This window comes from Streptomyces sp. WP-1, from assembly GCF_030450125.1.
Taxonomy (GTDB): Bacteria; Actinomycetota; Actinomycetes; order Streptomycetales; family Streptomycetaceae; genus Streptomyces; species Streptomyces incarnatus.
Genome location: NZ_CP123923.1, coordinates 2823778 through 2836134, shown reverse-complemented (window position 1 = coordinate 2836134; position 12357 = coordinate 2823778). Strand labels below are relative to the sequence as shown.

The 12357-nt window shown below is 72.0% G+C and carries 9 protein-coding genes; 6 read left to right on the top strand and 3 right to left on the bottom strand.

All coding sequences use genetic code 11. The features are described from left to right. Positions 1 to 374: 374 nt before the first annotated feature. Positions 375 to 3599 (top strand): BTAD domain-containing putative transcriptional regulator, encoded by a 3225-nt coding sequence (locus QHG49_RS11975; RefSeq protein ID WP_301489384.1) that lies wholly within the window; start codon positions 375 to 377, stop codon positions 3597 to 3599. A gap of 62 nt (positions 3600 to 3661) precedes the next feature. Here QHG49_RS11975 and metK read toward each other — a convergent pair whose 3' ends face one another. The 3 genes from metK to QHG49_RS11960 form a co-directional block, all read right to left on the bottom strand. Further along, positions 3662 to 4897: a methionine adenosyltransferase gene (gene metK / locus QHG49_RS11970; RefSeq protein ID WP_159704971.1), complete on the bottom strand. Its 1236-nt coding sequence runs from the start codon at positions 4895 to 4897 to the stop codon at positions 3662 to 3664. Between the two features lie 23 nt (positions 4898 to 4920). After that, on the bottom strand, positions 4921 to 5361 hold the full coding sequence (locus QHG49_RS11965; protein WP_301489380.1) for a hypothetical protein: 441 nt from the start codon (positions 5359 to 5361) through the stop codon (positions 4921 to 4923). Positions 5362 to 5432: 71 nt separating this feature from the next. Continuing rightward, entirely contained in the window at positions 5433 to 6959 is a 1527-nt protein-coding gene (locus tag QHG49_RS11960) for an amino acid adenylation domain-containing protein (protein ID WP_301489378.1), read from the bottom strand. A gap of 204 nt (positions 6960 to 7163) precedes the next feature. On the opposite strand from QHG49_RS11960, the gene QHG49_RS11955 reads away from it, so the two are divergent. From QHG49_RS11955 to QHG49_RS11935, 5 genes are all read left to right on the top strand, one after another. Continuing rightward, the gene (locus tag QHG49_RS11955; protein WP_159704980.1) at positions 7164 to 7928 is read left to right on the top strand and encodes an alpha/beta fold hydrolase; all 765 of its coding nucleotides are present in this window, start codon (positions 7164 to 7166) and stop codon (positions 7926 to 7928) included. Next, positions 7925 to 9163, top strand: coding sequence for an MFS transporter (locus tag QHG49_RS11950; protein WP_301489375.1), 1239 nt, complete (start codon positions 7925 to 7927; stop codon positions 9161 to 9163). Before QHG49_RS11955 ends, QHG49_RS11950 begins: the two co-directional genes overlap by 4 nt. A gap of 47 nt (positions 9164 to 9210) precedes the next feature. Next, positions 9211 to 10287, top strand: coding sequence for a non-ribosomal peptide synthetase (locus QHG49_RS11945; RefSeq protein ID WP_301489373.1), 1077 nt, complete (start codon positions 9211 to 9213; stop codon positions 10285 to 10287). Positions 10288 to 10313: 26 nt separating this feature from the next. Beyond that, a complete protein-coding gene (locus tag QHG49_RS11940; RefSeq protein ID WP_301489371.1) occupies positions 10314 to 10808 on the top strand; it encodes an SAM-dependent methyltransferase in 495 nt (164 codons plus the stop codon). An 81-nt stretch (positions 10809 to 10889) separates the two neighbouring features. Then, positions 10890 to 12356: a radical SAM protein gene (locus QHG49_RS11935; protein ID WP_159704992.1), complete on the top strand. Its 1467-nt coding sequence runs from the start codon at positions 10890 to 10892 to the stop codon at positions 12354 to 12356. Position 12357 lies beyond the last annotated feature (1 nt).

Here is a 12357-nt window from a genome sequence, read left to right as displayed (position 1 = left end):
CATGGAACGTAGCAGCGCGGGAGACGACCGGGCCCACTGTCCGGCCGTGACATCCCCGGATCCGTCGATCCCACCGGGCGCCGCCGCCCGGCCCCATCCTGCCTGACACCGGAGACCGGCCGGCGCGGATCGCGCCCGGCGACGGCTCGGCGGCGAACTGACCGAGACGCGAACAGAGTTGGCCCCGCCCAGGTCAACCATGCCGTCGAGCGGCGAGAACGCGGGCGCCCGGGCGTGCCCGCGACCGCCAGGCGACTCCTGTGCCGTTCATCAGGAAACTCATGGCAATCACCGGATGTCAGCTCCGAACCAGGGCTACGGTGCTGATCGTTGTGCGCGACGCTACGTGTGGGGGGAAGGCGAGGGTGGACGACATGATCCTTCGGCTGCTGGGGCCGGTCGAGCTGGTGCACGAGGGTCGTTCGCTCGATGTCGGCGGGCCGCGCCAGCGGATCGTCCTGGCGATGCTGGGGCTGGACATCGGCCGCACACGGTCCACGGAACAACTCATCGACGCGGTATGGGGCGACGCGCCCCCCGTCACCGCGCGCGGCCAGATCCAGGTCGCCATCTCCACGCTCCGCAAGCAGTTCGCCCTTGCCGGACGGCCCGACGCGATCAGGACCCGCGCGCCCGGCTACGCCCTCGAACCGGCCGCCTGCGACGTGGACAGCCTGGAGTTCGACCGGCTGGTCACCATCGCCCGCGAGGACTCCCGCGCCGGCCGCGCAACGGAGGCGGCGGCAACCCTGCGCACGGCCCTCAAGCTGTGGCGCGGCCCCGCCCTCGACGGCATCCCCAGCGACTCCGTACGGCCTGTGGCCAGGCATTACGACGACAGACGCCTGGCCGCGACCGAGGAGTGTCTGCGCCTCGACCTCCTGCTGGCCAGGCATGCCGAGGTCTGCGCCGAACTGACCGTCCTCATCGGCCGGTTCCCGCTGCGCGAGCGCCTCTACGAACTCCTCATGCTGGCGCTGTACCGCTCGGGGCGGCAGGCGGAGGCGCTGGCGACCTTCCAGCGGGCCCGCAAGGCCCTCGTCGAGGAGATGGGTATCGAGCCGGGGCAGGAACTGCGCGATCTGGAACAGGCGATCCTGAAGCAGTCCCCGGCACTCGATCTCCCCGCCCCGCCGCCGAACCGGGCCGTCCCCGCACGCCCCGCCGCCGCGCCGGACACCCCGGAGGGCATGGACACCCCGGGCGCGCAGGAGGACGGCTTCCGTCTCATCCCCCGCCAGCTCCCCGCCACCATCGGCGACTTCACCGGCCGCCGCGCCCAGCTCGACGAGATCAAGGAACTGCTCGTCGCCTCCTCCCGGGCGGAGACCCCGGGCTACGCCGTGCCGATCGTGGACATCTCCGGCCCCGGCGGCGTCGGCAAGTCGGCCCTCGCCGTGCGCGCCGCCCACGAGGTGAGCAAGCACTTCCCCGACGGCCATCTGTACGCCGACCTGCACACCATCTCCGGCGCCACGCAGATCACCGCCCTGCTGGCCCGTTTCCTGCGGGCCCTCGGCATACCGGCCAAGGCCATCCCCGACGACGCCCAGGAACGGGCCGAGATGTACCGCAGCAGGCTCGCCGACAGCCGGGTGCTCGTGGTCCTCGACGGCGTGACCGGCGCGGAGCAGGTGACCCCGCTCCTGCCCGGAAGCGCGGGCTGCGCGGTGATCACCACGAGCCGGGCACGGCTGGCCGGCACGGACGGCGTCCGCGGTATCGACCTCGCCGCCTTCGACATGGCCAACGCCCTGGAACTGCTGGCCGGCATCGTCGGCCGCGAGCGCGTCCAGGCGGAACTCGACACCGCCGTCGAACTCGTCAACCTCTGCGACGCGCTGCCCCTGGCGCTGCGGATCGCCGGTGCCCGGCTGGCCTCCCACCCCCACTGGCGGATCGAGTGGCTGGTCCAGCGGCTGCGGGACGAGCGTCGCCGCCTGGACGAACTGAGCCACCGGGGCCTCGAACTGCGCTCCACCATCAGCCTGACGTACCGGGCGCTGCCCCCGCTCGCCCAGCGCCTGTTCCGGCTGTTCTCCCTGGTCCAGGCCCCCGACTCGCCCGCCTGGGTCGCCGCCGCCCTGCTGGACACGGACTTCGCCACCGCGGAGGACACCCTCGACGCCCTGGTCGAGGCCCAGGTCATGGACACCGTGCGGTACCCGGACTCGCTCCGGCCGCGCTACCGCTTCCACGACCTCATCCGCGCCTACGCCCGCGAGGAACTCCTCGCCACCGAAACCCCCGAGGAGCAGGAGGCCGCCCTGGCGCGCGTGCTCGGCGGCTGGCTCTCCCTGGTCGAGGAGGCCCACCGGGAGGAGTACGGCGGGGACTACACGATCATCCACGGCCGTGCCGAGCGCTGGAAGCTCCCCGCGGACGCCGACGTGGAGCCCGCCGGACGGCCGATGGAGCGGCTCAGCGGGGAACGCCGGGCGCTGGTGACGGCCGTACGGCAGGCCGCTGCGGCCGGCATGGACGAGCTGTGCTGGGACCTCGCCCTCACCTCGGTCACCCTGTTCGAGGCCAAGGGGTACTTCGACGACTGGAAGGAGACCACGCGCCTGGCGTACGAGGCGTCCGCCCGCGCCGGGAACCGCGTCGGCCAGGCGGCGATGTCGTACTCCCTGGGCACCCTGCACATGTTCCAGACCCGCATGGAGCAGGCGGACGAGCGCTTCGGCCAGGCCCGGGAGCTGTTCGAGGCGGAGGGCCACGACCACGGGCGGGCCCTGGTGCTGCGCAACGCCGCCTACCTGGACAGCGTGCGCGGGGACGACGCCGCCATGCGGGAGAAGTACGACGAGGCGCTGGCCATCACCAGACTGGTGGGCGACCGGATCGGCGAGGCGCACATCCTGCGCAGCCTGGCCGGCTGGTGGCTGGCCTCGGGGAACACCGAGCGCGCCCGCACCCTGCTGGAACAGGCCCTCACCATCTCCCGGAAGGAGAGCTGCCTGCGCGTCCAGGCGCAGGTGCTGCAACGGTTCGCCGACCTGCACCTCGCGCTCGACCAGCCGAGCCAGGCCCAGGAGGCGCTCCAAGAGGTCCTGCGGATCGTGCGGGACAGCGGGGACCGGATCGGCGAGGCGTACGCGCTGTACGGCCTCGGCGCGCTCCGCCGCCGGGAGAAGCGGCTGGACAGCGCCACCGACACGCTGACCCGCGCCCTGCATCTGTCGCGGCAGGTGGGGGAGCGGGTCGTCGAGGCCAGGTCGCGCTACGCGCTCGCCGAGATCGCCCTCGTCCGCGGCGATCACCACGTGGCCTCGGCGCACCTGGAGGCCGCGCGCGACCTGTTCGCCGAACTCGGCTCCCGGACCTGGCTCGAACGGACCGAGGACCTGATGATCGAGGCCGGCGGCCCGAACACCACCGCCCCCGGGACTACGACCGTCACCGGCTCCGGGACGACGACCGCCGTTTCCGGGAGTACGACCGCCACCGAGCCCGGGACCACGTCGGCCACGACCCCCGGTGCCACGACGGCCATGGCCCCCGGGGCTACGCCCCCCGCCACCCCCGGTGTCACGGCCGCCCCCCGGCCACCGGCCGATCAGGCGTCCCCAGGGGACCCGGGCGCCCGAGTGTCGTGAGCAACTCCGCCTTCGCAAAGTGGAGTTAATCCGTCAGCCCGCCGCCCGCCGCCCGCCGCGGCTCAGCCCCGCGCCGCCCCCGGCTCCCCTCCGGAAGCCGCCACCGCCCGCAGCCGCTCCGCGCGGTCCACACGTTCCCAGGTGAAGTCGGGCAGTTCACGGCCGAAGTGACCGTACGCGGCCGTCTGGGCGTAGATCGGCCGCAGCAGGTCGAGGTCGCGGATGATCGCCGCCGGCCGCAGGTCGAAGACCTCGGTCACCGCGTCCTGGATGCGCGCCACCGGCACGGTCTCGGTGCCGAAGGTCTCCACGAACAGGCCGACGGGCTCCGCCTTGCCGATCGCGTACGCCACCTGCACCTCGGCGCGCCGGGCCAGACCGGCCGCCACGATGTTCTTGGCGACCCAGCGCATCGCGTACGCGGCACTGCGGTCCACCTTGGACGGGTCCTTGCCGGAGAACGCGCCGCCACCGTGCCGGGCCATGCCGCCGTACGTGTCGATGATGATCTTCCGCCCGGTCAGGCCCGCGTCCCCCATCGGGCCGCCGATCTCGAACCGGCCGGTGGGGTTGACCAGCAGGCGGTAGCCCTCGGTGCCGATGCCGAGGGCGGCCAGCTCGGGCTCCACCACATGCGTGCGGATGTCCGGGACGAGGGTGGCCTCCAGGTCGGTGTCGGCGGCGTGCTGCGCGGAGACGACGACCGTGTCGAGACGGACCGGCCGGTCGTCGTCGTACTCGATGGTGACCTGCGTCTTCCCGTCGGGGCGCAGATACGGCAGGGTGCCGTTCCTGCGGACCTCGGACAGCCGCCGGGACAGCCGGTGGGCGAGGGTGATCGGCAGGGGCATCAGCTCCGGCGTCTCGTCGCAGGCGTAGCCGAACATCAGGCCCTGGTCACCCGCGCCCTGGCGGTCCAGCTCGTCGCGCTCCCGGCCCTCGGCAGCACCCTCGACACGGGACTCGTACGCCGTGTCCACGCCCTGCGCGATGTCGGGGGACTGCGCGCCGATGGACACGGAGATGCCGCAGGAGGCGCCGTCGAAGCCCTTGAGCGAACTGTCGTAGCCGATCTGGAGGATCCGGTCCCGCACCAGGGCCGCGATCGGGGCGTACGCGGTGGTGGTCACCTCGCCCGCGACATGCACCAGGCCGGTGGTGACCAGGGTCTCCACGGCGACCCGGGAGGCCGGGTCCTCCTTGAGCAGCGCGTCGAGGACGGAGTCGCTGATCTGGTCGGCGATCTTGTCGGGATGGCCCTCGGTCACGGACTCCGAGGTGAACAGACGACGTGACACGGTGACTCCTCAGGACGTGGCGGTCAGTGGTGGTTGCGCGGGCTCGCTGCCGGGGTCTCCCCGGCCTGCGCCGGGGCCGCCGCTTCTGGCGCCGGTTCGTCCCCGGCCCATACGTCACCCCGGATCAGCAGCTCGCCCGGTACGGCTCGGCGCACCACGAGGTAGACCTCGTCGCCCGGCACCCCGAGCAGGGTGCTCAACGCGTCGCGCAGCAGCCGCAGCAGCCGGCTCACGGTCTCCCGTGGATAGCTCGCCTTGCAGGTGATGAAGCCGATCGGGGCGCACGGGTGTCCGGCGGGGCGGTCCCATTCGGGCCGGTGCACCGCGTCGGCGTCGAGCCGCTGCCAGGTCACCCAGCAGTGCTGCGGGGAGATGCCCAGCAGCCCGGTGACCGCTTCGGCGATCTTCGCCAGGGCGGGGCGGCCGGGACCGGCGTCGGGCGACATCAGGGTGATGACGGGCATGGAACTGCCTTTCTCGGCTTGGGTTTTCCTCGCGGTACGGCCGGCGCGCGGGGCCGCGGCGCCGCGCGCGCTCACCCGTCGAGGGTGGCGAGCAGCTCCGACCGGTCGACCTTCCCGTTCGCCGTCACCGGCAGTCGCTCAACGCGCCGTACAACGTCCGGCACGGCGTGCGCGGGCAGCCGCAGGGACAGGGAGCGGCGCAGCAGCACCGGGTCCTCCTCCGTGTCGGCGGCGGAGGTGTAGAACAGCGCGAGCCGGTCGTAGTTGCCCAGTTCGCCGGGGACCGGGACGGCGACGCAGTGCGTGATGCCGGGCAGTTCGGCCGCGTGGGTCTCGATCTCCTCCGGCTCGATGCGGTAGCCGCGGATCTTGACCTGGCGGTCGGTGCGTCCGGTGAAGTGGAGGACGCCGTCGGCGTCCCTGAGGCCGTGGTCGCCGGTCCGGTAGAGCCGGGTGCCGGCCGACGGGTGCTCGGTGAAGCACGCGGCGGTGAGGTCCGGGTCGCCGAGGTAGCCGAGTGCCAGCCCCGCGCCGCTGACGCACAGCTCGCCGGTGACCCCGGGCGGACACTCCCGCCCGGCCCCGTCCAGCACATGCACCCGGGTGCCGGGGACCGGGCGGCCGACGGGGACGCCGTGCGGTGCCGCGCAGTCCGCCGCGGTGATGGGGTGCACGGTGGCGAACACGCAACTCTCCACCGGCCCGTAGCCGTTGAACAGCCGGATGTCCGGATGTGCGGCGAGGAACTGGCCCACATGCGCGGCCGACAGCCGCTCCCCGCCGATGTAGAGGCGGCGCAGGCCCCGGAAGCAGTCCGGGTCGATCTCGGTGAACAGGTTGAACAGGGAGGACGTGAGCCAGGCGGTGTCGAGGGCGCATGTGTCGATCAGACGGCGCAGGGTGTCCGGCAGGAGGTAGTCCTCGGCGGCGGTGACGCAGGTGCCGCCGGTGGTGAGCGTCCCCCACAGCTCCAGCGAGAAGGCGTCCCAGGACGAGGGGGCCGCCTGCAGCATGACCGTGCCGGGGCCGAAGGCGAGGGGCCCGTCCGCCGTGAACAGCCGGGTGGTGGCCGCGTGCGGGGACACCACGCCCTTCGGAGTGCCGCTGGTGCCGGACGTGAAGAAGACCGTGGCGGGGACGTCCGCCGGCCCGTCGTAGGCAGCGAACGCGGTCCCGCCCTCCCGGGCGGCGAACTCGCCGCATCCGGCCGGTGGTTGCCACACCGGCCACCGCCCGAAACGTTTCCCGGGCATCCCGTCCGATGCCTCCCCGGCGTCCGTCACCAGCACCGGACCGCCCAGCTGCCCGAGCACGGACTCGACCCGCTCCCGGGGCCACCGCGGATCCAGCGCGGCATATCCGGCACCGCACTTGAGCACCGCGAGCAGGGCGACGTACAGCCGGGCCGAGCGCGGCAGCAGGACGGGGACCAGGGTGCCCGGACCCGCGCCGGCCGCCGCCAGCCCGGCCGCCCAGGCGTCCGCCGCCGCGTCGAGGGTGGCGTAGTCGAGCCGGGTGGACCCGTCCACCACGGCCAGTGCGTCCGGCCGGGTCCTGGCCCGGTGTGCGACCGCCCGGTGGATGAGGCCGACTCCCATGGAAATCCCTCCGGTTCCGAGACGGTACGAGGACCGGGCCGACCGGAATTCCGGCAACCCGCCACCGATGCTCCGCCCCCTTCACCGCCGGTGTCACGTACCCGAATCCGGGGACAGCGCCCGTAGTTGACTTCATGGGCCATCGAATCGGAATCTGACGGGGCCGGGCAGCCACCTCGGCTTTCCACAAGGGGGTTGATCTCAATGAGCGTTGCCGGACCGGAAGACCGTGTTCTTCCCACACCGGCCCTGGCGGGACACGGCAGCGGTGTCCCACTGCTGGACTACGACGCCGTTCCCGGGCGCTCCGGGTCCGGCGGCGCCCCCGGCAGCATGCTCCTGCTGCACGGATTCGGCGGCGACAAGACCCAGTTGCGGCCCATCGGCGACGCCCTGTGCCCGCCGGGTGCCGTCGCCGTCCACCCCTCGCTGCGCGCCCACGGCGACAGCCACCAGCCGGCCTGGGGCTACTCCGTACTGGACTTCTCCGCCGACCTGCACCGCGTCGCCGACATCCTCCCCGACGAGGTGCACCTGGTCGGATACTCGTACGGCGGCCTGGTGGCGGCCGTCTCCGCGGTCACCTGGGGAGCGTCCCGGGTACGCAGCCTGGTGGTGATCGACCAGTCCTTCGACGCGCACCCCGCGCTGCACGAGGCCGACGAATGGGCCGAGGGCAGCCTGCTGCGCTGGACCTACGACTTCGGACACCTGCCGGACCTGCTGGAGCGCCTCGGCATCCCGGTCCTGGTGCTGGCCGGCGCCGACAGCCGCAACATCCTGCCCGACGAACGCGAGCGCCTCGCGGCCCGCGGCGGCGGAATGCTCCGGCTCGAAACCATCCGGGGATCGCACGCCGACTGCTATCGCAATACGGCCGAGATCACCGCGGTGATGCGTGATTTCTACCAGAACGGATTCCCCGGGATTCCCGGCAGGGAAATCGCCGAGGAGGGCGCAGCCGCATGAAATCCCGTCTTGTCGAGGAAGGCCCCGCCCGCACCCTCGTGCTCGGCACACTCGCCAATTCCCTCGGAAACGGCGTCTTCGTGACCTGTTCCGCCCTCTATTTCACCCGGATCGCGGGCTTCACCCCGGCCCAGCTCGGCCTGGGCCTGAGCATCGCGGGCATCGCGGGACTGTTCGCGGGCGTTCCCTTCGGACACCTCGCCGACCGCAGGGGCCCGCGCGGCACCGCGGCGGCCCTCCTCGTCCTCGCGGGCCTCGCCACCGGCGCCTACCTGCTGACCGACGCGTACCCGCTGTTCATCGTGTTCGCCTTCCTGTACGCGCTGTTCGACCGCGGCGCCTACGCGGCCCGCCAGGCACTGATCCCGGCCGTGCTGGACGGCGAGAACCTGGTCCGGGTCCGCGCCAAGATCCGTGTCGTCACGAATGTGGGCGTCTCGGCCGGCGCCGCGCTCGGCGGCGTGGCCCTGCTGTGGGACACCGGCACCGCGTACCGGCTCACCTTCCTGCTCAACGCGCTGAGCTTCGTGGTCTGCGGCCTGGTGTTCCTGCGGCTGCCCGCCGTACCGCCCGCCCCGCAGCGCCCGCCGGGCGAACCGCGGCTCGCGGTGCTGCGCGACACCCCGTACGCGCTGCTCGCCGTGCTCAACATGGTGATGCAGCTGCACATCCCGATCCTCGAGGTGATCCTGCCGCTGTGGATCGCGCTGCACACCGGCGCCCCGCACGCGCTCACCGCCGTACTCCTCCTCCTGAACACCCTCGCCTGCGTCGGCCTCCAGGTCCCCGTGACCAAGAAGATCGGCGAACTGCGCTCCGCCGTCCGCGCCTTCCGCGTCGCCGGAGTGGCCCTGCTCGGCTGCTGCGCGGCCTTCGCGCTCTCCTCGGGCCGCGGCCCCTGGGCGGCGACCGTGACCCTGGTGGTGGCTGCGGCCCTGCATGTGTACGGCGAGATGGTCCAGTCGGCCGGCTCCTGGGTGATCGGCTACGAACTCGCCCCGCCCGACAAACAGGGCCAGTACCAGGGCCTGTTCAACACCGGCATCGCGGCGGTGCAGATGTTCGGCCCGGTCTCCCTGACCCTGCTTCTCATCGACTGGGGCACCCCCGGCTGGCTGACCCTGGGCGCGGTGTTCCTCGTCGGCGGCCTGGCGATGGCCCCGGCCGTGCGCTGGGCCGAGCGCCGCCGGACCGGGGCCGCACAAGCCGCCCCCGCGACGGCCACCGCCGCCTGACCGGCCACCGCATCACATCCCCTACGACACCCCGGACGAGGGAGACGATGACCCACCCCAACCCGACCACGGACCCCGGGCGCGACGGAGTGGAACTCCAACTGGCAGATGTATGGCGCCGGTTGCTGGGCCGCCACGACGTCGGCATCCACGACGACTTCTTCACGCTCGGCGGTCACTCGCTGCTCGCCATCAAGCTGACCGTCGAGGTCCGCAGGCTCTTCCACGTCGACCTGACCGCCGCCGACCTGCTCGCCGCGGCCACCGTCGCCGAGCTCGCGGAGATCGTCCGCCGGGGCACGGCCGACCGGCAGGGCCAGCTGGTCCGCATCCAGCAGGGCACGGGCGGCAGCCCGGTGTACGCCCTGCCCCCGGTGTCCGGAACCGTGCTGCTCTACCCGCCCATCGCCCGCGCCATGGGCCTCGACCAGCCCTTCTGGGCCGTGCAGTCGCTCGGACTGCTGCCCGGCGAGGAGCCGCTGACCTCGATCGAGGAGATCTCCGAGCACTTCATCGAGCAGCTGCGCACCGTCCACCCCGAGGGCGCCGAGTGGAACCTGATGGGCTACTCGATGGGCGGACTGCTCGCCTACGAGACCGCCCGCCGCCTCAAGGAACGCGGCGAACGCGTCGGACTCGTCGGCCTGCTCGACACCCGGATCACCGTCGAGCCCAGCGCCGACCCGGACTTCGCGCTGCGCGCCCTGCTGTGGCGCGGGCTCAAGCTGGAGCTGGACATCGACTGGCTCCGCGGCCTGGACCCGGACGCCCGGGCGAAGGCCCTGGTGGAACGGGCCGTGGAGGCCGGCACCATGCCCGCCGACTTCGACGCCGACCGGCTGCGCCGCATGATCGACATGTACCGGTTCAACCTGGACGCCCTCGCCGCCTACGAGATCAAGCCGTACGACGGCCCCGTCACCGTCTTCCGGGTCACCGACCGCTCGATGGAGGGCGGGACGCTCCCCGAGGACCTGGGCTGGAGCGAGGTCGCCGAGCGCGCCGTCGTCGTCGACGTCCCCGGCGACCACTTCACGATGGTCGAGCCCGGCCAGGTCGAGGTCCTGGGCCGCCGGCTGCGCGAACAGCTCGACCTGGCGTCCGCGCCGGCCGTCGCCTCCTGACCACCGCGACCCGCAGAGGAGTACCCGTGCAGGAGCCGAACGGCACCCCGCCCTCGTACGTCTTCCACCCCATCGGCGTCGTCCGCTCGCCCCGTGACGTGCCCGAGCACGACCACTGGGGCAAGGTCACCTCCGTCATCGAGCTGGACCCGGAGCGGCTGCGGCCCGAGGCCGTGACCGGCCTGGAGCGGTTCTCGCACCTGGAGATCGTCTTCCACTTCCATCTGATCCCCGAGACCGCGGTCGTCACCGGCGACCGCCACCCCCGGGACCGCACGGACCTGCCCCGCCTCGGCATCCTCGCCCAGCGCCTGAAGGAACGCCCCAACCGGCTCGGTGTCTCGCGCTGCGAACTGGTCCGGGCCGACGGCCTGAACCTGCACGTCCGGGCGCTCGACGCGCTGGACGGCACCCCGGTCCTCGACGTCAAGCCGTATCAGCGGCTCTTCGCACCGCGACCGGAGACGGTCCGCGAACCGGCCTGGCTGCACGAGGCGATGTCCCAGTACTACGCCCCCTGACGAACAGCACGCTCCTCGCGCCACTTCGCACCGCCCGGCGCGGCCACAAGCCATCCGGGCCCCCAACAGCCAAGGAGTCCCATGTCTGTCACCACCACCGACGGCACGCCGGTCGATCTGGAGCTCAACCTCGGCCGCCTCCTCGACCGCAACCCCCAGCTGCAGATCCCCCGCGACGAGTACAACATCAACGTCACCTCGAACGAGGGCGACCGGCTCGGAGCAGAGGAACTCGCCGCCGAGTACGGCCGGTTCCCGGGCGCCGGACACCCGGCCCACCTGTACTTCCACCTCCCGCTGTGCAACTACATCTGTCATTTCTGCAACTACGTCAAACGCCTGGTGCCACGCGGCAAGGAGGACGGCGCCCTGCGGCTGTGGTCCGACCTCCTCATCGAGGAGTCCCGCCGCTACCTGGACCGCTACGACTGGATACCCCGGGCGCGCATCGAGTCCTTCTACATCGGCGGCGGCACCGCGGCCCTGCTGCTCAACAGCCCCGAGTACATCAGGCCGTTGGTCGAGCACGTCCGGGAGAACTACGACCTCTCGGACGAGATCGAGTTCAACATCGAGGGCAACCCGGAGAACTTCCAGCAGCACCACCTCGACACCGCCCGGGAGCTGGGCTTCAACCGGTTCAGCCTCGGTGTGCAGTCGCTCCAGGACGAGGTGAACGACTTCACCAAGCGCCGCCACTCCACGGCCCAGTCCATCGAGGCCGTCAAGAACCTGCTCGCGACCGGCTGCCCCTTCAACGTCGACATGATGTTCGGACTGCCGTACCAGACACCGGAGTCGGTGCGCCGCGACATGGAGATCCTCACCGGTCTCGGCGTCCCCACCATCACCATCTACCGGCTGCGCAACGCCGACCGCGAGGAGATGGGCATCGGCAACCGCGCGGTCTGGAACAACCCCGCGGTGCGCGAACGTCTCATCCGCGAAGGCCGGTTCCCGGAGCTGGACTCGACGTACGCGATGCGCCAGGAGGCCGTCGAGGTCCTGCTGGAGCAGGGCTACTACCCGAGCCCCTGCGGCTGGTGGAGCCGGCCCGGCACCTACGAGGGCGGCAACATCCCGCAGACCTCGAAGAACAAGTGGGAGCACTACAACACCATGATCGCGTACGGTCCCGGGGCCTACGGCTGGCTCACCGGCGACCAGGAGGAGTTCCTCCAGACGCACAACATCACCGACATCAGCAAGTACGTGTCGTTCATGCAGAACAACGAGGGCCTGCCGCTCAACTTCGGCCGCCGGCTCAGCGGCCACAAGGCCATCGGCACCGCGCTCGGCTTCAACTTCAAGGCCAACCAGCCGATCGACCTCGCCCGCTACCAGGAGCGCTTCGGCGCCGACCTGCTGGAGATGGAGCCGTTCGCCTCCGCCTTCACCGAGCTGATCGAGCGCGGACTGGTCGAGAAGGTCAACGACGGCGCCGCCCTCAAGCCGACCCTCGACGGCGAGGCGCTGCACGAGGAGATCATCTTCCACTACTTCCACCAGCGCATCGGCCTGTCCGACGCGCCCGTGTGCCGGCGGTGAC

Excerpts from the sequence above, each read along its gene's own strand:
- QHG49_RS11965 (WP_301489380.1), bottom strand. The coding sequence starts at position 5,361 with ATGCCCGTCATCACCCTGATGTCGCCCGACGCCGGTCCCGGCCGCCCC.
- QHG49_RS11975 (WP_301489384.1), top strand. The coding sequence starts at position 375 with ATGATCCTTCGGCTGCTGGGGCCGGTCGAGCTGGTGCACGAGGGTCGT.
- QHG49_RS11935 (WP_159704992.1), top strand. The coding sequence starts at position 10,890 with ATGTCTGTCACCACCACCGACGGCACGCCGGTCGATCTGGAGCTCAAC.
- QHG49_RS11955 (WP_159704980.1), top strand. The coding sequence starts at position 7,164 with ATGAGCGTTGCCGGACCGGAAGACCGTGTTCTTCCCACACCGGCCCTG.
- QHG49_RS11950 (WP_301489375.1), top strand. The coding sequence starts at position 7,925 with ATGAAATCCCGTCTTGTCGAGGAAGGCCCCGCCCGCACCCTCGTGCTC.
- QHG49_RS11960 (WP_301489378.1), bottom strand. The coding sequence starts at position 6,959 with ATGGGAGTCGGCCTCATCCACCGGGCGGTCGCACACCGGGCCAGGACC.
- QHG49_RS11945 (WP_301489373.1), top strand. The coding sequence starts at position 9,211 with ATGACCCACCCCAACCCGACCACGGACCCCGGGCGCGACGGAGTGGAA.